The sequence below is a fragment of the Providencia sp. PROV267 genome (assembly GCF_028477825.1).
GTDB classification, from domain to species: domain Bacteria; phylum Pseudomonadota; class Gammaproteobacteria; order Enterobacterales; family Enterobacteriaceae; genus Providencia; species Providencia stuartii.
This window is the reverse complement of sequence record NZ_JAMPLX010000026.1, coordinates 124,170-144,412: the sequence shown is the minus strand read 5'-3', so window position 1 is coordinate 144,412 and position 20,243 is coordinate 124,170. Positions and strand designations below refer to the sequence as shown.

Here is a 20,243-nt window from a genome sequence, read left to right as displayed (position 1 = left end):
CCCTTTATTTAATTTATTTTTTTATGGACTTCGATTAACTCCGTGATCAATTCACGAGCAAGTATCGTATTCATTAAGTGATCTTGAGCATGAACAAGTATTAAACTCACTTTAATTTTGCCTTCCCCCATATCCGTCTCTATCATTTTTGTCTGCACTTTATGGGCTTCAGTTAAGGCTTCTTTTGAATCTTCCATTAGCTCCATCGCCTCAACAAACTTGCCTTCCTTGGCATAAGTTAACGCTTTATAAGCGAGGCTTCTTGCCCTACCAGAATTAATGATTAACCCCATCACTACTTCTTCCAGACTGTCAGCAGAGAGTGTTCCATTACTATCTATGTCAATCATAACTTCCCCATTTATTATTCATTTTTAATATATTTAAAACTTCAATGCATTTTTGATCTCTTCTTCACTTTCCGTATTATTTGCAATAGTTTGCGCCTTATTAGAAATAATAACGAAAGGTAAATAAACAAGAACAGAAATACCAAGATTAAACAGTGCTAAAAATAAAGCAGAAATATTACCATTTGTGTTAAAGAATGCGCCTAATCCTGTTGGCATAGTCCATGGACCTATATTCGTAATCGGCGGAATAATACCTACATAATAGGCAATCACCGTGATTGCGGCTAACAGAGGTTGAATAATGATAAATGGAATAAAAAGGATTGGGTTCATGATCACAGGGATCCCAAATATAATTGGTTCATTAATTTGAAATATCCCCGCTGGTAACCCTAATTTAGCGACCTGCCGATAATCTGCTCGCCGTGAGGCTATAAATATGGCAATAATTAATCCAAGCGTAGCGCCTGTTCCACCAAGGAAAACATAGGAGTCTAATAAAGGTTTTGCCCACAGATGAAATGTCTGCCCCGCCTCAATCGCATCATTAACCGAACCATATTGATTATATAACGCGACATTTTCTAGCGCCCAAGGCGTCATAATCCCTGAGTCTAGTGCTGTAAGAGCCAAAGCACCATGAATACCAAAGAACCATAATAGTGAGGTGAAAATCGTATACGCCCAACCGACAACCCCTCCCAGCGAAGCTAATGGGGTTGAGATCGTATCCATAATAAATTGATGGAAGTGAGTCGCTTGCCCTGCTAGCACCCATGCAATAATCCCTACCACTAATAGTATCAGGAAACCTGGCACTAATGCAGAAAAGGAGCGGCTAACTGCTGGCGGTACTGTATCCGGTAATGTAATTACCCAGTTACGGCGGACAATAAAGGTAAAAGCTTCAGCAATAACTAAGCCAATGATAATACCTGAAATAATATTTGCGCCACCTAGCCAATTCGCACCGATAGCATAGGCTCCATTCACATCAAATGGTGTAACAGCCACAAAGGCTGCTATCGCAATAATTCCTGCCGCTATAGAGTCCACTTTGCGTTCTTCAGCGAGAGCCATAGCAATAAAAAAAGGCGTCATTAAAGACATAATCCCTAATGTACCGTTATATACATTACCGCCGATGCCTTTAAACTTATTAATGAACTCTATTGTTTCTGGTGATAGACGAACACCTAATGAATAGAAAAACGACCCTTCATTAAAACTCAGAAAAACGTTATTAATCAAAACAAACATTGCCCCAATTAACACTAATGGCATTAATCTAATAAAACCATTTTTTATTGCATTGATATGAGGTTGATTACCCAATTTTAATGCGATCGGAAGCAATACTTTTTCAAGAGAAGAGAGCATATGATCCATAGAATATCCTTAGATACTTTAATCACATATCTTGTTTGTATGCATAAGACGACCATAGCAAATAGATAAATAACTGAAGTTGTAACAAACTATAATTGATTAACGTGATTTATTTTTTATTGATGCGACCGCTGCTTTTAAAACACCTAAGCCATCAACTTTTCCATATAAAACCGAATCAATAACTTCAACATTTTTAGTTGGCAGTAAACGCTGGATTTCGGAATGCTTCCAAGCAATTTGAGGACCAAGTAAAACGAGATCTGCATCATTCCCTTTTTGGAGGACAAGCGTTTCAGAAAAAGCTTCTATAATAACGGGAACCTCATACTTTTCAGCTTGTTGCCTCATTTTAGAGACAAGTAGTGAGGTTGACATCCCAGCGGAACAAAACAAGTAAATAAGCTTCTTTTCCACAGTAATCCTCTCAATCATATCGTTCACTTAAAATACCTACCTCTCGCATCAGATATTTTTACGTTTTTTTGTTATCTAAATTCAGCTTGCGTCATTCGCGAGTTGCTTTTAGTTGAAGACATTATACGTAATATCCCTTGTAATGAATATTTCAGGGTTATAGTGAATTGTTTCTGATTGACTAATCGTTATGACGTTCTTCACATTTCATATAAATATATTATTGATAAAAAATATCAATTAATCATATTTTTATTATTATAAATTAAGTAATAATTTAAATTTTCTATTTTCATCCACTTATCAAAAAAAATATCGGCTCAAATTGAGCCGATATTTATTATTTTAATAATAGATTAAATCTATTTATTTACATGCGCTCGATTTATCAAACATAATATCACCTGTTTGCACTAACGCAGGATCAAATTTACCGTCTTCCATTGATGGCCTTACCGTATAGTAACCTTCAATTTCAGCATAAACAGGCGTTCCACCTGTCACACCTGTTGCACTATAACCTTTCTCAAGCTCTATCCCTGTTGCAGTATAAGTACGGCCTGTTTTACATTCGGTAAATGTTGCTGCATCAGCAAAGTAGCGGTATTCACCTGTTTTTTTGCTTGGTGCGACTTGGGTTAGCGTATAATTCAGTTGTGATTGAATTTTGTTGCCTTCCTGATCAAGCAAGACCATTGATTTATCATCTGCCGATGGTGCAAAGTACGCGCGCTCACCATTTGCATTCGTCATGCGTAATTTATCGCCATCTTTTGCCCATGTGCCCGTTTCATAAAATGTTTGGTCACCATCGCGAGACCCTAAATATACTAATTGCTCTACGTATGTACCATCTTGGTTAACCAGTAGAGTGGCCTCAATTCCAGAACAATCCGCACACGGTAAAATGCCTGTATATGCTCTATCAATATAAGTTACGCTAGGTTGTTTAACGGCTGTTTGGCAACCCACTAATGTCATCACACCGGTCGCCATTAATGCTAAGAATAGTGACTTTTTCATTACCTTTATCTCCTAACAGTTCAATTCTTATATTTTTAGTCTATATCTAATCATAACATTTTATGCAGAGAAAAATGGCGAGATTATTATATTTCGGACTTTACTGATATTAGTTCATTTTTTACCACATACGTTAATCATGAATTTACGTTTTCATCTATTGCTGATTATTGTTATTAAAATTACTGTGCTATTATCCTATGAAGCACATGATGCTTGGTAAAAAATAGTCAAGGCGGCAATAACCGCCACTAACATAGTGGTGAGGGAATATGTCTACAGATACTGAATATCAACCTATCAATTGTGATGATTACGAATATCTTGAAATCGCGTGCCAACGCCAATTGAAACTGGAAATTAAACTTCATGGCGGCGAAATCATTGAGGGGAAGGCCAGCGACTTGCTCTTGCGTAAAAAAGTTGAGTACCTAATCTTAGAGACTCAAGATGGAACAAAAGAGCTTCGTTTGGATCATATCAACACCTTCAGTCATCCTGAGATCGGCACTATCGTTGTCGATTGCTCTCACTAAAGCTCATACTCCATTGAGCCCCTCTACGCCCCTTATGAATGGTCACTGTCATAAGGGGCTCTCTATTTTATTTACACCTCTATTTGATATTCATCGAACTTATCCCAATGGAAGGCAACCCCAATTTCCTCATCTGCAACGAGGCCTTCAGGAGTGATAAAGCACCCAATGGCGGTAATTAATTGTTCATCATAATAAACTAGTGGGGTTCTTTCTCGCATCCAAGGAGAGATACCAAGCTCTTGCCAGATTTTTTTGCTACTTCTTGAATGCGTCCTACCCACAATGTTCAGTGTGCCTTGTAAGCCAAAACGAACAGTCACTTTTTCTGTTGGCAGAGGCGGGCGAATTTGCCCTTCATCGGCAATAACCTCAAGTCGCCCTAATCCTTCAGGCAAAATAAAAGGTTGGGGATAATCCCAGCAAAATTGTTGCCCTAATAACGGGTTGATACGACGTACAATCCATAATGCGCCTTGGTATCGACGAATATCGACATGGCCTAACTGACAAATCGGCTCAGCATCCTGACGGGCTAGCGCCACTTCTTGCCAAATGCGTTGTAGTTGATGGTAAGGTGGCATTGGCAAGCGGTGTAGACCAACCCAACGCCTAAGTAGCGCGTTACGTTTCGCTGGGCTGCAATCATGCAAGTTATCAATAAATAGACCACCGCGATAATCCATCATTTCGTCCAGCGCATCTTGTAATAGCTCATCAAGCAGCGATTCCTGTTCAGCACATAAGGATGCACTACGCGAAACTGCGGCGGCAAAATGAGGCCAACGCTCAGTTAAAGTCGGCATAATATGTATCCGAAGGAAATTGCGATCATAACGATCGTCTTGATTACTGTCATCTTCAACCCACGTTAACGGATATTCACGTGCATAATTTTCCAGATCGCCGCGAGATATTGCTAATAACGGACGTAGTAACCACGTTTCCCCTTTTTCTGCATAAAATGGTGACAATTCGGGCATTGACGAAAGCCCAGCAGGTCCACTGCCACGCTTTAATGCCAACATAAAGGTTTCTGCTTGGTCATCAAGGTGCTGAGCGGTGGCTATGATTTCCCCCTCTGCCAACTCGTTTCGGTAAGCCTGATAACGCGCCTCACGAGCAGCCGCTTCAATACCACGACTTGAAGGATCAACTGTAACATGCGTGCAGACAAAGGGAATATGCCACTGTTCACACAAGTGTTGGCAGTGAGCTTCCCAATCGTCGGCCCTAACGTTAAGCCCATGATGAATGTGAATAGCCCGGATCTCTAACGAGGGAAGCTGATATTTTTTGATTTGGTAAAGTGCATGCAGCAATACGGTTGAATCAACGCCCCCGCTAAATCCCACCAGTATTTTTCGAAAATGACCTATTTTGTTGAGCACCTGCTCTATAATTGCTTGCGGCTGTAGCGCCATGAATCTGCCCTTCTTTACGCTAATATGATTGCTTTCTCTTCTGACCAACACATAACACACCAGAAACGATAACTAGCAATACACCGATGATATAAGCGATTTCAAACGGATCACTTAAAATGACCACCAACCAAAGTACGGATAATACTGGGGATAAAAATACGATGGAGGCAATTTTTGCAGAATGTCCCGTATTCATCGCCTTAAACCATAAAATGTAAGATACACCGTTAATGAGTACCCCGTTGATTACCGTCGGCCAAAATGCAGCTTTGGAAGGCAATTGTAGTTCACTAAATGACAGTAATAACACCAATGAAGTTAACGTTGAAAAGATAAATAACCAAACTGTACTAATATAAGGGTCAATCGAATATTGCCGTGAGAACACCGACATCAGTGCGAAACAAAATGCACCGCTAAATACGAATAACAGAGCCACCGGATCCTCAACCTGTAGTTGAGTAATATGCCCTTTGGTAAAAGTGATAATCACTGCAATAAACCCGATAATCACGCCCACAATCTGCCTGCCAGCTAGCTTATCTTTTAATAAAAAGACCGACAGCAAGATAATGATTAAAGGCCAACTATACTGGATCACTAATACTGCAATACCATTTTCAATGGCGTAACCGTAATAAAGAAGCAAATAAAATAAGCAATCTAAAAAACCAAGCACAAAGACTTTAAGGAGGATATCACGAGGAAGAATAAACAATTTGGTTGGCTTATAACCCGCGATCAGTGCAACCAGTATTACTGACATCGCTGAAATAAGATTAGACCAAAATAAAAATTGAAAGCTATCTAAACCATTTTGCCCAAAACGAGAAACAATTGGGATAAAACTCCATATTAATACACACATCAAGGCGTAAATTAAGTAGTTATATTGCCTCATTCTTATCTCTTATTTATGTCAGTTTTTAATCGGAAAAGTGACATCAACTTTGGAACGACCGTCGCTGCCTATATTCATTATTTTAGCAAAAACAATAAAGTGCTTATGTGGTTAACTACCCTATCAAAGTTACCAATTAATCACCACCTTGACTAGATTTCACGACTCAAAGAGCGTGATGCACGAATAAAAAACGGGAGCTGGCTATCCCAAACTCCCGTTTTTACTTTGCTAATAGGTCTTAATTAGCAATAGCCATATTCCATTAAACGCTGGTAGCGACGATTTTTTAATGCTTCTTCATCTAGCTCAAGCAATTCGTCTAAATCTTCGACGATACGTGCTTTTAAAGACGCCGCAACTTCATCGTAACTGCGGTGTGCGCCACCTAACGGCTCAGTGACCACATTATCAATAAGTTTCAACTCTTTAAGACGAGATGCGGTGATCCCCATTGCTTCTGCCGCTAATGGCGCTTTATCAGCGCTTTTCCACAGAATAGATGCACAACCTTCTGGAGAGATAACGGAATAGGTGCTGTATTGCAGCATATTCACTTTATCACCTACGCCGATAGCCAGCGCGCCACCAGACCCACCTTCACCAATAACGGTACAGATAACTGGCACTGATAAGCGAGACATTTCACGCAAGTTACGTGCAATGGCTTCCGACTGACCACGCTCTTCCGCGCCAACACCTGGGTAAGCCCCCGGAGTATCAATAAAGGTAATAATAGGTAAGTTGAAACGATCGGCCATTTCCATCAAGCGTAATGCCTTACGATAGCCTTCTGGTGCTGGCATACCAAAGTTACGGCGAATTTTTTCTTTTGTCTCACGCCCTTTTTGATGGCCAATAACCATAACAGGACGACCGTCCAAACGTGCAATACCGCCAACAATAGCTTTATCATCGGCATAAGCACGATCACCAGCGAGTTCTTGGAAGTCAGTAAATATACGAGAAATATAATCTAATGTATAAGGACGGCGTGGATGACGAGCAAGTTTAGCAATTTGCCATGCACCCAGATCAGAGAAAATCTTACGCGTCAGTTCAACACTTTTTTCACGTAAACGAGCAACCTCGTCATCTAGGTTGACTTCTAAATTGTTGTCTTGACGGCTAACTGCAGTCAGCGAATCAATTTTCGCTTCCAATTCAGCAATTGGCTGTTCAAAATCAAGAAAATCCAGACTCATAATATTCCTATTTTAGTCAAATTCTAATTCTACCTGCTCATTACCCAGCAGAGTTCGCAGAGAATTCAGAAGGTCATCAACGGGTGTTACGCGCCAAACAACACCAAATTTAAGCTTTGCTCTGGCATCATCCTTCTGATAATACAAATGAACCGGAATCGTTCCTGAACGATGGGGTTCAAGAGTGCTGCGAAGTCGGTTCAGTAACTGATCATTAATTTGTTTGTCTGACAGTGAAATTGCAAGTCCTCGCGCATATTTTTCCCTTGCTTCACTAATATCCATTAACTCCCGCACTGTCATTTTATTACCACCGTTGAAATCATCAAAGCTGACCTGACCGGTGGCAATCAGGATACTGTCTTTTTCCAGCAAGTGCTGGTATTTATCTAGTGCATCTGAAAATAACATAATATCCAGACGACCGGAACGATCATCAAGCGTACAAATACCAATTCGATTGCCACGCTTGGTAGTAATAACTTTGGCTGAAAGTACTAAACCTACCACAGTTGTCACCTGACCACGAGGGGTAGGGTTCACATCTTTCAATCTCAGACCATTAGTATAACGTTCTATTTCATTTAAATAACGCGTTATCGGGTGCCCTGTCAAATAAAGACCCAGCGTTTCCCTTTCACCGTCCAAAACAACTTGATCTGGCCATTTTGGTACGCTCGCGTATGAGCTTTCCACTTGTTCAGGGGCTTCTGCAAGCACACCAAACATATCAGTTTGCCCTATAGCCTCTGCTTTGGCGTGCTGATCCGCCGCTTTCAGCGCATCTTCCAGTGAAGACATTAAGGCTGCGCGGTGAGGCCCTAAATGATCGAACGCCCCCGCCATGATCAGTTTTTCCATGACGCGACGGTTAATTTTTTTAAGATCAACACGCGCACAAAGATCAAAAATTTCCTTAAAGATGCCACCTTTTTGGCGAGCTTCTATAATCGCCTCAATTGGGCCTTCACCGACACCTTTAATCGCACCGATACCGTAAACAATTTCACCTTCATCGTTAACGTGAAAATGATATAGCCCACTATTAATATCAGGAGGTAATACTTTTAACCCCATTCGCCAACATTCATCGACGAGGCCGACGACTTTCTCGGTGTTATCCATATCCGCGGTCATAACAGCCGCCATAAATTCAGCCGGATAATGCGCTTTAAGCCATAATGTCTGGTATGAAACGAGCGCATAAGCGGCGGAGTGAGATTTGTTAAATCCGTAACCGGCAAATTTTTCTACCAAGTCAAAGATTTTCATCGATAGCTCACCATCGATACCGTTTTTGATGGCTCCTTCCTCAAAGACGGAACGCTGTTTTGCCATCTCCTCCGGTTTCTTTTTCCCCATCGCACGACGTAACATATCCGCGCCGCCGAGAGTATAACCAGCGAGTACCTGTGCAATCTGCATCACCTGTTCCTGGTATAAGATAATGCCATACGTCGGCTCTAGAACAGGTTTTAATGATTCATGTTGCCACTGTACATCAGGGTATGAAATCTCTTCACGCCCATGCTTACGGTCGATAAAGTTATCCACCATCCCTGATTGCAATGGACCAGGGCGAAACAGTGCCACCAATGCAATCATATCTTCAAAGCAGTCAGGACGCAGGCGCTTGATCAAATCCTTCATCCCTCGAGATTCAAGCTGGAATACCGCCGTTGTTTCTGAACGCTGCAACATGTCGAAACTTTTTTGATCATCCAATGGTATTGCCGCAATATCCACTGGCTCAAGGTTTTTCTTAGCCCGCCTTGCGTTGATCATCTCTAACGCCCAGTTAATGATCGTGAGCGTACGTAATCCCAAAAAGTCGAACTTCACCAATCCCGCATATTCAACGTCGTTTTTATCAAATTGGGTGACTGGGTTATTCCCTTCCGCATCGCAATACAGAGGGGCAAAATCGGTAATTTTGGTAGGCGCAATAACCACGCCCCCAGCATGTTTCCCGGCGTTACGTGTGACCCCTTCAAGTTTACGCGCCATATCGATGAGCGCTTTCACCTCTTCATCGGCTTCGTAAATTTCAGGCAGTTGCGGCTCGGCCTCAAATGCTTTCTCTAATGTCATTCCCGGATCAGGGGGAACCAGTTTCGAGATCCGATCGACAAAACCGTATGGGTGGCCTAATACACGGCCTACGTCGCGGATAACCGCCTTCGCCGCCATCGTACCGAACGTGATGATCTGTGAAACCGCATCTCGTCCATACATTTGAGCAACGTGATCAATCACTTGATCGCGTTTTTCCATACAGAAGTCAACGTCAAAGTCAGGCATAGAAACCCGTTCAGGGTTTAAGAAACGTTCAAAAAGGAGATCGAACTCTAACGGATCTAAGTCAGTAATTTTTAGAGCGTAGGCAACCAAAGAGCCTGCACCGGAGCCACGACCAGGCCCTACTGGTACACCGTTATCTTTTGACCATTGAATAAACTCCATCACGATCAAGAAATAACCAGGGAACCCCATTTGGTTAATAACGTTTAGCTCGACTTCTAGCCGTTCATCATATTCAGGACGTCTTTCGGCTCTCACTTTCTCATCAGGAAAAAGGAACTTCAGGCGCTCCTCTAATCCCTCTTTTGACCGCATAACCAAAAAGTCTTCCGTTTTCATATCCCCTGTTGGGAATTGGGGAAGGAAGTACTCACCAAGACGAATGGTTACATTACAACGCTTAGCAATCTCTACACTATTTTCAAGTGCTTCAGGGATGTCGGCAAACAGCTCACACATCTCTTCTTCAGATCGTAAATATTGCTGAGGGCTATATTTTTTAGGCCTTTTAGGATCAGATAAGGTAAAACCATCATGGATAGCGACACGTATTTCATGCGCATCAAAGTCGCTACTTTCAATAAAACGTACATCATTAGTCGCAACAACAGGTAAACCACGCTGCGTTGCAAGCTCTACCGCCGCATGTAAATAACTCTCTTCGTCAGGCCTTCCTGTACGAATGAGTTCTAAATAGTAGCAACCGGGAAAGTGGGTTTCGTAAAATGCCAAGCATTCATCAACGAGAGCTTGATTACCGCGCAATAAAAATTGCCCTACATCCCCTTGGCGGCCACCTGAAAGCAGTATCAAACCTTCTTTATGCTTAACAAGCCAATCGCGATGGATCGTTGGCCCTATCGCCCCATAGCCTTTTTGATAGGCTTCTGAGATCAACAGCGTCAGGTTTTGGTAGCCTTCGTTATTACGAGCTAGTACGGTTAAGTGAGCAATTTCATCACCCAATTGCTCGCTTTCAACAAAAAAGTCAGCGCCAATAATAGGTTTAATACCAGCACCGTGCGCTGCTCCATAGAACTTCACCAAACCACATAAGTTAGTGAAATCAGTGATCGCAAATGCTGGCATGCCCATTGCTGCCACTTTTTTAACTAATGGGCCGGTTTTTGCCAGACCATCAATCATTGAATAGTCGCTGTGAACGCGTAAGTGAATAAAACGAGGTTCAGCCATCTAATTTATACTCAATCTTTCGCTTCTAATGCACGGCGCACAGGAGCAAAACTCTTGCGATGAAATTTTGTTGCGCCAAACTGTGCCAGTTTTTCTAAATGATAAGCCGTCGGATAGCCCTTATGTTTTGCAAAACCATATTCTGGATAAGCTTTATCTAGCTCAACCATTTCTCGGTCTCTAACCACTTTGGCTAAAATTGATGCCGCGCTTATTTCCTGCACTAAACTATCACCTTTAATCACCGCTTGTGAAGGCATTGATAAGGTTGGGCAACGGTTACCATCCACTAAAACAAAATCAGGTGTTATGCTTAAACCAGCAACAGCACGTTGCATCGCAAGCATGGTGGCATGCAGGATATTGATTTCATCAATTTCTTCAGGTTCGGCTCGCCCAATACACCAGCACAAGGCTTTTTCTTGGATCTCAACAAAGAGTTTTTCGCGTTTTTTCTCGGTGAGTTTTTTTGAGTCAGTCAAGCCAATGATTGGATTTTTAGGATCCAATATTACAGCGGCGGTCACCACCGCACCAACAAGGGGGCCGCGCCCAACTTCATCTACGCCAGCAATTAAGTTGGCTTTTGGGTATATAAAATCCATTAATTTCGAACCAAATCCAATACAGCTTCAGCCGCTTGTTTATCTGCATCACAGCGGATCAATTGATGGAGCTGTAAAAATGTTGCTTTTAATTGTTCTACCTGTTCGCCGCCTTCCAGTAAGGGAATTAGCTGCTGAGCTAACTTTTCAGGTTGGCACTCTTCCTGTAGTAACTCTTTGACTATCTCTTTTTCAGCTAACAAATTAGGCAATGAAACATAGGGTGTCTTTACTAAACGTTTTGCCAACCAAAAAGTAAATGGTTTCATACGATAACCCACTACCATTGGACATTTCGCTAGCATACATTCAAGAGCCGCCGTTCCCGATGCGAGCAACGTCGCATCCGCCGCGATCATCGCATCTCTGCCTTGGCCATCTAACATATGGACAGCTAGCTCTGGAGCGACTTGTTGACGGATCGCTTCAAACTGTTCACGCCGTTTTTGGTTGACCAAAGGCACGACAATGTGAAGATCCGTAAAATGCTGTTGTAAAATTTTCGCTGTTTTCAAAAAATCAGCACTTAGCATTTCAACTTCTGAGTGACGGCTGCCCGGTAAGAGGGCTAAACACTTCCCTTTTTCAGGTATACCAATGCGTTGCCTTGCCGCTGTTTTATCGACATGAAGCGGGATAGCATCTGCCATTGTGTGCCCAATAAAGCGACACGGAACATTAAAACGATCATAGAAGGCTTTTTCAAACGGCAAAAAGGCAAGCACTAAATTTGTTGCTCGACCAATTTTGAAGACGCGTTTCTGCCGCCATGCCCACACAGAAGGGCTGACGTAATGAATGGTTTTAATGCCTTTTGATTTTAACTTCCCTTCAAGGGTGATATTAAAATCAGGTGCATCAATACCAACAAAGATATCTGGCTGTAATTGTGTAAAGCGTTCGGTAAGATCTTTGCGAATAGCGAGTAACCGAGGAAGCCTGCCAAGCACTTCAACAATCCCCATTACCGCTAACTCTTCCATCTCATACCAAGCTTCACAGCCTTCTGCTTGCATTAAAGGCCCTGCGACACCTACAAAACGTGCATCAGGTACTTGTGCTTTGAGTGCTCGGATAAGCCCTGCGCCGAGTATATCGCCGGATGTTTCCCCAGCAACAAGGCCAATAGTAAGTGGGCGGTGATGATTCGCCAAAATGATCTCCTTAATAAAGGCCCTGACTTCGTTATCTTAACTACCGACTAACGAATAATACCACGATTAGACTCTGCGGAGTTCTCAAGGAACTCGCTGAACACTTTCACATGCGGGTTAGCTTGTGCAAGTTGAGCGATTTCGCTACGTGCTTCCTCTAGTGATTTACCTGAACGATAAAGGACTTTGTAAGCATTACGAATCGCATGTAGAGACTCTTTATCAAAACCGCGACGCTTCAAGCCTTCAATATTCAGGCCATAAGGCGTTGCATGGTTACCTTGCGCAATGACGTAAGGTGGAACATCTTGCGCCACACCTGAACAACCGCCAACCATAACATGAGCACCAATTTGGCAAAATTGATGAACGGCAGTCATTCCGCCAATAATTGCGAAGTCACCTAAAATAACATGACCACCCAGTGTACCGTTGTTTGCAATGATGCAGCGGTTACCAATAATACAATCGTGGGCAATATGCACATTCACCATAAATAGGTTATCGTCACCCACTTTGGTTAAACTACCGCCTTGGATCGTTCCGCGATGGATAGTGACACTTTCTCTTATACGGTTTCTGTCACCGATCTCGACTCGTGTTGGTTCACCTTGGTATTTCAGGTCTTGGTTGATTTCACCAATCGATGCGAACTGGAAGATCACATTGTCACGGCCAATTTTGGTGTGGCCATTAACAACAATGTGCGATTTGAGCTCAGTGCCTTCGCCGATTTCAACGTTAGCACCAATATAACAAAAAGGGCCAATACGAACATTGGCACCAATAATAGCTCCATCTTCGACAATCGATGAGGGATGAATACAGGCTGTTTTATCAATCATATCAGACCTCACGGCGACGGGCGCACATCATTTCAGCTTCGCAGGCCACTTCTCCATCAACTTTTGCAACACCTTTAAAACGTGCAACACCGCGACGTTCTTTAATAAACTCGACTTCGAGGATCATCTGATCTCCCGGCAACACTGGGCGCTTGAAACGAGCATTATCAATCGCTGCAAAATAGTACAATTCACCCGGTTCTAGTTTACCAACGCTCTTAAATGCTAGGATACCTGTTGCTTGAGCCATTGCTTCTAGGATCAACACACCTGGAAAAATAGGTTTGCCCGGAAAGTGGCCTTGGAAAAAGGGTTCATTGAATGACACATTTTTTACTGCGCGCAGAGATTTTCCTTTTTCAAAATCCAGTACACGGTCAACCAAAAGGAATGGGTAACGGTGTGGAAGTAATTCTAAAATCTCTTCAATATTCAGAGTATGATTATCACTCATCGAAATACTCTTCCTGTCTATTAATACAATTTAATTAACGAATCGGCCTGCTTTAACCATAAAGTTAGGTTAACTGGCAGGCCGGAAAAACGTAACTCAGTCGATTATTTTAACCTGAATTACGAAATGATTACTGATTTTTTTGAGTTTGACTATCTAATTCACGCTCAACAGCTTTTAAGCGCTTATTCATCTCATTGATATTCAAAACCAAAGCTGCTGTTTTACGCCAAACTTTATTAGGCTGTAAAGGAATACCAGAAGAGTATACACCAGGTTCAGTGATTGGTCTCATAACCATTCCCATCCCTGTGACAGTCACCTTATCGCAAATTTCCATGTGACCGTTAATAACACTCGCACCACCAATCATGCAGTAGCGACCAATTTTCAAGCTACCCGCCATGATAACGCCACCTGCTACGGCGGTATTATCACCGATGGTTACGTTGTGTGCTATCTGACATTGGTTATCAATAATAACACCATTACCAATAACTGTATTATCTAGCGCACCACGATCAATTGTTGTACAAGCGCCAATTTCTACGCGATCGCCAATAATAACTGTGCCTAGCTGAGGAATTTTGACCCAATTGCCACGATCATTCGCGTAGCCAAAACCATCAGAACCGATAACAGCTCCTGATTGGATCAAGCAGTGTTCACCAATTTCAACATTATGGTAAACGCTAACATTCGCCCATAAACGCGTACCAGCCCCGATACGAGTATTTTTACCAACAAAACAACCTGCGCCAATAACAACGTTATCGCCTAACACAACGCCGCTTTCAATCACGGCATTCGCCCCAATCGCCACGTTGTTTCCTAACTTCGCCCCTTCATCGATAACGGCTGACGAATGGATATTCTCTGCTGGGCTTGGCGTTGTATCCATGATTTGTGCCATGCGAGCATAGGCAAGATAAGGGTTATCGACTACCAGCGCCGCCACTTTACAAGCATCAAGATCTTTCGCTGTTAATACCACAGCGGCAGCCTGACACTCAGCGAGTTTGTCGCTGTAGCGACTATCTGATAGGAATGTAATTTGCTGATTATTTGCTGAATACATCGGTGCAATACCGGTGATGACGATATCGCCATCACCGTGTAACTGTGCATTCAACTGCTGAGCGAGGTCAGCCAATCGAATTGAGGACATCTATTATTTAACCTGTTTTTGAACCTTACTCGTGATGTCTACGCTATCTTTGGCATATGCAACAGCATTTGCATCGATAACCACATCATAACCTTCTTTGGCTGCAACAGATTTAATAGAATCCTGAATACGACTTAGGATTTTGTTACGCTCTTCCATTTGACGACGACGGTTGTCTTCTTCAAATTTTTGCGCTTTTTCTGCGAACTGATCACGTTTAGCCATCAGCTCTTTTTCTTGTTTTTCACGTTCGCTTTGCTTCATTGTTGCACCATCACGACGTAATTTTTCTACGCGTGATTGAAGGTCTTTTTCTAAATTTTGCAACTCTGTCGCACGGCTTTTGAATTCACTTTCAAGCTGTTTGGCTACAGCTTCGCGCGCTGGCATTTTTTGGAAAATTTCGCCAACGTTCACGACTGCAATTTTATCTGCATAAGCACCTGCTGACATCGCCAAAGCCAGAGTGACACCCGCCGCACACAACAATTTTTTCACACGAAACTCCTTAACCCATATTTATGGCTGGAAATTTTGGTCACCCTCACAATATATGCAAGGGCTTTCCTTAGATAGAGACGTTCTAGATTACCACGTTCTACCAATATTAAATTGGAACTGTTCTGATTTATCCCCTTCGTAATCCTTAATAGGTTGCGCATAGGAGAAGACCAGAGGCCCAAGCGGTGACATCCACTGTAGAGCAACCCCCGTAGAAACACGGACGTTTGTTGCTTTACCATAATCTGGCATGCCTTTACGCCAATCTGCATTGATACTGTTCCAGTTGGTATCCCATACTGTACCCGCATCAACAAATAACGATGTACGAACTGTATTTGAGTATTTCTCATCGATAAATGGAGTTGGTGTAATCAGCTCAAAGGACGCCGCATACATCGCATTACCACCTACCGCATCGCTTGATGGGCTACCCGGTTCAGGCTCACCTTTACCATTAACATTTTTCAGATAAACCGCTTTTGGCCCGATATTGTTAGAACGGAAACCACGCAGCGTACTTGAACCACCAGCATAGAAGTTTTCATAGAATGGCATTTGCTTGCTGCCAAGACCATCCCCGTAACCTGCTTGTGCACGACCTAAGATAACCCAAGTCTCATCTTCATTGATTGGGTAGTACTGTGCTGTATCAAAACGCAGTTTGTAGTACTCGTTATCAGAGCCTGGAACGGTGATTTTACCTGAAACACTGGTTTTATTACCCGATGTCGGGAAGAAACCACGGTTCAAGGAATTATAAGTCCAACCTAAATTAACGGTGAAGTCATCCGCATTAAATTTCTCTTTATTGCGACCATCATCATTAATTGGTGGCTTATCGCCCATAGAATAGAGGTAATCCCACATTGCTGCTTGCGGACGCATATCAGACAATGAGTTATGAACGTAACCTGCACCAACACGGAATGAGTTATTCTCGTTGAATGGGAAGCTTAAGAACGTATCTAAACCATAGGTTTTATTGGTATAGCCAGACAAGTCAGCATCTTTCGCACGGAAATCATTATAGAAAACACGCCCGCCTAAGCTCACACCATTAACGGTGAAGTAAGGATCCGTAAACGACATTTCAACGTTGGTTGAGTAATCGTTTTTGCTTGCGTTGATCCCAACCGCATTACCGGTTCCTAACCAGTTGTCTTGACTTACACCGACTTGGAAACTCACGCCACTTTCAGTACCAAAACCGACACCAAAGTTCATGGAGCCTGTATTACGCTCTTTAACTTTGTAGACCACATCGACTTGGTCTGGGCTACCCGGTACCCGTTGCGTTTCGACATCAACAGTTTCAAAGAAACCCGTACGGTTAAGACGCTCTTTGCCTAATTCGACTAAATCATTACCAAGCCAAGCCCCTTCCATCTGGCGCATTTCACGACGGAGGACGGAGTCTTTACTTGTGTCATTACCTTGGAAACGGATTTGACGAACATAGAAGCGGTTACCTGCATCAATATTGACATGCAGTTTGACCGTTTTATCTTCATCATTAATTTCAGGTTGTGTCATTACACGAGGATAGGCATAACCATAACGACCAAGAAGATCCTTGATTTTGTTTTCCATACTCGTCACCTGCGTGCCGTTATACAGCTCGCCTGGGGTGATCGTAATGAGTTCTTGAATTTCAGTCAGATGATCTGCGGTATTACCATTAATTTCCACACCAGAGATCTTATATTGATCGCCTTCAGTGACATTAATTGTAATGTAGATATCTTTTTTGTCTGGCGTCAAACTGACTTGAGTGGAATCAATATTGAAACGCGCATAGCCACGGTCAAGATAGAAGCTACGAAGAGTTTCTAAATCACCAGCCAGTTTTTGTTTTTGATATTTTTGGTCTGCCGCTAGGTTCCACCATGGCACATCATCACGCAATTGGAATTTATTAACCAATTCAGCCGTCGTGTAATTTTTGTTTCCTACGACGTTAATCTGCTGAATTTTTGCAGACACGCCCTCAGAGAACACAAATTTTAAATCTACACGGTTACGAGGCAGTGGCGTAGCCACTGCTTTTACTGTCGCATTGTATTTACCAACACTATAGTAAAAGTCTTCCAGACCTTTCTCGATATTCGCTATTTTCGTGCGGTCCAAAGCCTCACCAACACGAATGTTTGATGCTTCCAAGTTTTGTTTGAGCATATCATCTTTAACAGATTTATTGCCTGTAAAAGTGATACTCGCGATGGTTGGTCGCTCTTTAACTTGAACGATCAGCGTGTTTCCATCACGCAGGACCCTAACATCTTCGAAGTTGCCAGTAGAGAATAGAGATCGAATTGAACGGCTAATATCTTCGTTATCAATCGAGTCACCTACCCTGACAGGCATGTTCAATAATGCTGCACCAACGGCGACGCGTTGTAGACCTTCGAAACGAATGTCCTTAACTACGAATCCGTCTGAACCGTATGCAGTCGCGCTGCCAAATAGCAGCGACGCTATGAGCAACTTTTTCATCGCCATCGTTGTTATGCGTATTCCTTACTGGTCCCCAGCTTACTTGTTAGAAGCGAGAGAAATCATTAAAAAGTGCAAGTCCCATTAACAGAATCAATGCCATTGCACCTATCCGATAACTAAAGTCTTGTACTCGCTCAGACACTGGACTTCCTTTAATTTTCTCAATTAACAGGAAGAGCAAGTGCCCCCCATCTAATACAGGCAATGGAAACAAATTGATAATGCCCAAGTTTACGCTTATCAGCGCAATGAACATCAAATAATATACCAAGCCTGACTCTGCCGATACCCCTGCACCTTTCGCAATAGATATCGGTCCACTCAAGTTGTTAAGTTTGACATCCCCAACAACGAGTTTGCCCATCATATTCACGGTCAGTTTCATCAACTGCCACGTTTTATCGCTAGCTTGATAGATGGCAGAAAATGGCCCATATTGCTGCACCATTCTATATTCATCTGCTAACGGTAACACTGAAAGTTCAACTCCCGCAAATCCAATTTGCTCGCCACCCTTTCCATTTTGACTATCAGGCGTCAATGTGAGTGAGATGATCTGATTATTTCTTTCAACAGCTAACTTCAACGGTTGATTCGGACTATTACGAATCAACCGAGTTACCGGATTCCACAAATCTAATGTTTCGCCATTTACGCTAACAATTCTATCTCCGGGTTGCAAACCTGCTCGCTCACCAGCTAAACCCGGTGAAACTTTCGATATCACAGGATCAATTCTAGCGGAAACCGGCATAATTCCCATGGAAAGAACGGGATCTTGCTTTTCAGGATCAAATTGCCATGCGGTTAAATCTACCGTTTTAGTCACCGGTTCACTAAACCCTTGAGGCAATACGGACACAGTGAGTTCACTGTCGCCAATTTTGCCAACTAAGGCTAATCGAATTGAATTCCAGTCAGGCGTTTCGATACCATCAATCGATTTTAGTTCCATTCCCGGCAAAATATTTGCACTAGCGGCAACTGAGCCAGGTTTCACATCTTCAATCACAGGGCGTACTGATGGAATCCCCATCATGAACACCACCCAGTAGACAACAATTGCAAGTAAAAAGTTCGCAATTGGGCCAGCACTAATGATGGCGGCTCTCTGACCAACCGTTTTATTGTTAAACGCTAAATGACGGCGTTCAGGTGACACATCGCCGACGCGCTCATCAAGCATTTTGACATAACCGCCTAGCGGGATCAGGGCAATAACAAATTCGGTTCCTTGTCGATCCACCTTGCGCCATAACGTTTTCCCAAAGCCGATAGAAAAACGTTCTACATAAACACCGCAGCGACGTGCAACCCAAAAGTGACCAAATTCATGTACGGTAATTAACACCCCAATGGCGATGATAAATGCCGCTAGACTCCAAAAAAATCCCATGTCTTATCCTAGAGACCGAACCCGTTAAAAACTAACAAATTTAACCCTGCAAATACAGGTATTGCCGCTGTTAGACTGTCAATTCGATCAAGAATTCCACCGTGACCAGGAATTAAATGGCTACTGTCTTTAATTCCTGACTGGCGTTTAAACATACTTTCCGTCAAATCACCGAACACAGATACTACAACAACAATAATTGATGTAACCAGCAAATAATCAGGCATTACTGGGATTGGCGCAAATGAACTAAATAGCCAAGAAATAATACCTGCGGTGATCAACCCACCAACAAGGCCTTCCCAGGTTTTACCGGGGGAAACCTTAGGTGCCATCTTATGGCGCCCCATTGTACGACCAAAGGCATAAGCACCTGAATCAGCACCCCACACCAGCAACATAACATATAGCAACCACCAAGCACCAAAAAAGGTGTCACTATGGTAACCAATGGTTCGAAGCACCATCATACCGCAATAAAAAGGAATGATAGTTAACAGCCCAAACAGTACACGTACTAACGCCGATTGCCCCCATGCTTTTGCCGATGCTGGGAAAGTAATCACAAGTAAAATTGCCACTATCCACCAAATAAGACCGGCCCATAAACCATATAAAATAAGCGGCTCATTCTTTAACGTTGTGATATCAGCAAAAGAGAACTGCATGGCTAGCAGTATGACGGCAAAAACCACCGCAAGACCAATTCGCTTAGCTTGTGTGTGCCAACCTGCAAATTGCGCCCATTCCCAAGCCCCTAAAGCACATACGGCAATCACCACATAACCAAAAGCGGCAGGTGAAAGCAAAAAAAGCGCAGCAATAACCAGCGGTATTAATACAATCGCTGTCATTAAACGATATTTCAGCACAAT

The 20,243-nt window shown here is 42.7% G+C and carries 18 protein-coding genes; 1 reads left to right on the top strand and 17 read right to left on the bottom strand.

The window, feature by feature from the left end; translation table 11 throughout:
• Nucleotides 1-8: 8 nt before the first annotated feature.
• The 4 genes from chbA to nlpE all read right to left on the bottom strand — a co-directional run bounded on the left by chbA (nucleotide 9) and on the right by nlpE (nucleotide 3,182).
• Nucleotides 9-350: a PTS N,N'-diacetylchitobiose transporter subunit IIA gene (chbA, locus tag PR709_RS17585; protein ID WP_004916722.1), complete on the bottom strand. Its 342-nt coding sequence runs from the start codon at nucleotides 348-350 to the stop codon at nucleotides 9-11.
• Nucleotides 351-383: 33 nt separating this feature from the next.
• Nucleotides 384-1,742: a PTS N,N'-diacetylchitobiose transporter subunit IIC gene (gene chbC / locus PR709_RS17580; RefSeq protein WP_004916725.1), complete on the bottom strand. Its 1,359-nt coding sequence runs from the start codon at nucleotides 1,740-1,742 to the stop codon at nucleotides 384-386.
• A gap of 99 nt (nucleotides 1,743-1,841) precedes the next feature.
• Complete coding sequence (locus PR709_RS17575; RefSeq protein ID WP_036944146.1) at nucleotides 1,842-2,159, bottom strand: PTS sugar transporter subunit IIB; 318 nt, start codon at nucleotides 2,157-2,159, stop codon at nucleotides 1,842-1,844.
• 366 nt (nucleotides 2,160-2,525) lie between these two features.
• Nucleotides 2,526-3,182, bottom strand: coding sequence for an envelope stress response activation lipoprotein NlpE (nlpE, locus tag PR709_RS17570; protein WP_004916731.1), 657 nt, complete (start codon nucleotides 3,180-3,182; stop codon nucleotides 2,526-2,528).
• A gap of 272 nt (nucleotides 3,183-3,454) precedes the next feature.
• Between nlpE and rof the strand changes: the two genes are divergently transcribed.
• On the top strand, nucleotides 3,455-3,718 hold the full coding sequence (gene rof, locus PR709_RS17565; protein WP_004916733.1) for a Rho-binding antiterminator: 264 nt from the start codon (nucleotides 3,455-3,457) through the stop codon (nucleotides 3,716-3,718).
• 71 nt (nucleotides 3,719-3,789) lie between these two features.
• On the opposite strand, the gene tilS is transcribed toward rof, so the two are convergent.
• The 13 genes from tilS to cdsA form a co-directional block, all read right to left on the bottom strand.
• A complete protein-coding gene (tilS, locus tag PR709_RS17560; protein WP_040132400.1) occupies nucleotides 3,790-5,142 on the bottom strand; it encodes a tRNA lysidine(34) synthetase TilS in 1,353 nt (450 codons plus the stop codon).
• A gap of 19 nt (nucleotides 5,143-5,161) precedes the next feature.
• Nucleotides 5,162-6,046, bottom strand: coding sequence for a DMT family transporter (locus PR709_RS17555; protein ID WP_014657689.1), 885 nt, complete (start codon nucleotides 6,044-6,046; stop codon nucleotides 5,162-5,164).
• Between the two features lie 245 nt (nucleotides 6,047-6,291).
• Nucleotides 6,292-7,251, bottom strand: coding sequence for an acetyl-CoA carboxylase carboxyl transferase subunit alpha (accA, locus tag PR709_RS17550; RefSeq protein WP_004916741.1), 960 nt, complete (start codon nucleotides 7,249-7,251; stop codon nucleotides 6,292-6,294).
• A gap of 12 nt (nucleotides 7,252-7,263) precedes the next feature.
• Nucleotides 7,264-10,746: a DNA polymerase III subunit alpha gene (gene dnaE / locus PR709_RS17545; RefSeq protein WP_040132401.1), complete on the bottom strand. Its 3,483-nt coding sequence runs from the start codon at nucleotides 10,744-10,746 to the stop codon at nucleotides 7,264-7,266.
• Nucleotides 10,747-10,757: 11 nt separating this feature from the next.
• Nucleotides 10,758-11,351: a ribonuclease HII gene (gene rnhB, locus PR709_RS17540; RefSeq protein ID WP_004916745.1), complete on the bottom strand. Its 594-nt coding sequence runs from the start codon at nucleotides 11,349-11,351 to the stop codon at nucleotides 10,758-10,760.
• A complete protein-coding gene (gene lpxB, locus PR709_RS17535; RefSeq protein WP_272571055.1) occupies nucleotides 11,351-12,505 on the bottom strand; it encodes a lipid-A-disaccharide synthase in 1,155 nt (384 codons plus the stop codon). The genes rnhB and lpxB overlap by 1 nt, the downstream gene beginning before the upstream one ends.
• Before the next feature lie 47 nt (nucleotides 12,506-12,552).
• Nucleotides 12,553-13,350: an acyl-ACP--UDP-N-acetylglucosamine O-acyltransferase gene (gene lpxA / locus PR709_RS17530; protein WP_004916754.1), complete on the bottom strand. Its 798-nt coding sequence runs from the start codon at nucleotides 13,348-13,350 to the stop codon at nucleotides 12,553-12,555.
• Nucleotide 13,351: 1 nt separating this feature from the next.
• A complete protein-coding gene (fabZ, locus tag PR709_RS17525; RefSeq protein ID WP_004916757.1) occupies nucleotides 13,352-13,804 on the bottom strand; it encodes a 3-hydroxyacyl-ACP dehydratase FabZ in 453 nt (150 codons plus the stop codon).
• A 130-nt stretch (nucleotides 13,805-13,934) separates the two neighbouring features.
• Entirely contained in the window at nucleotides 13,935-14,972 is a 1,038-nt protein-coding gene (gene lpxD, locus PR709_RS17520) for a UDP-3-O-(3-hydroxymyristoyl)glucosamine N-acyltransferase (protein ID WP_004916761.1), read from the bottom strand.
• A 3-nt stretch (nucleotides 14,973-14,975) separates the two neighbouring features.
• Nucleotides 14,976-15,470 carry a molecular chaperone Skp gene (gene skp / locus PR709_RS17515; RefSeq protein WP_004916764.1) on the bottom strand — a complete coding sequence of 165 codons (495 nt, stop codon included), beginning with the start codon at nucleotides 15,468-15,470 and terminating at the stop codon, nucleotides 14,976-14,978.
• Nucleotides 15,471-15,560: 90 nt separating this feature from the next.
• Nucleotides 15,561-17,975, bottom strand: coding sequence for an outer membrane protein assembly factor BamA (gene bamA / locus PR709_RS17510; RefSeq protein ID WP_004916767.1), 2,415 nt, complete (start codon nucleotides 17,973-17,975; stop codon nucleotides 15,561-15,563).
• Between the two features lie 40 nt (nucleotides 17,976-18,015).
• Nucleotides 18,016-19,368: a sigma E protease regulator RseP gene (rseP, locus tag PR709_RS17505; protein WP_004916769.1), complete on the bottom strand. Its 1,353-nt coding sequence runs from the start codon at nucleotides 19,366-19,368 to the stop codon at nucleotides 18,016-18,018.
• An 8-nt stretch (nucleotides 19,369-19,376) separates the two neighbouring features.
• A complete protein-coding gene (gene cdsA, locus PR709_RS17500) occupies nucleotides 19,377-20,240 on the bottom strand; it encodes a phosphatidate cytidylyltransferase (protein WP_036943423.1) in 864 nt (287 codons plus the stop codon).
• Between the last annotated feature and the right edge of the window lie 3 nt (nucleotides 20,241-20,243).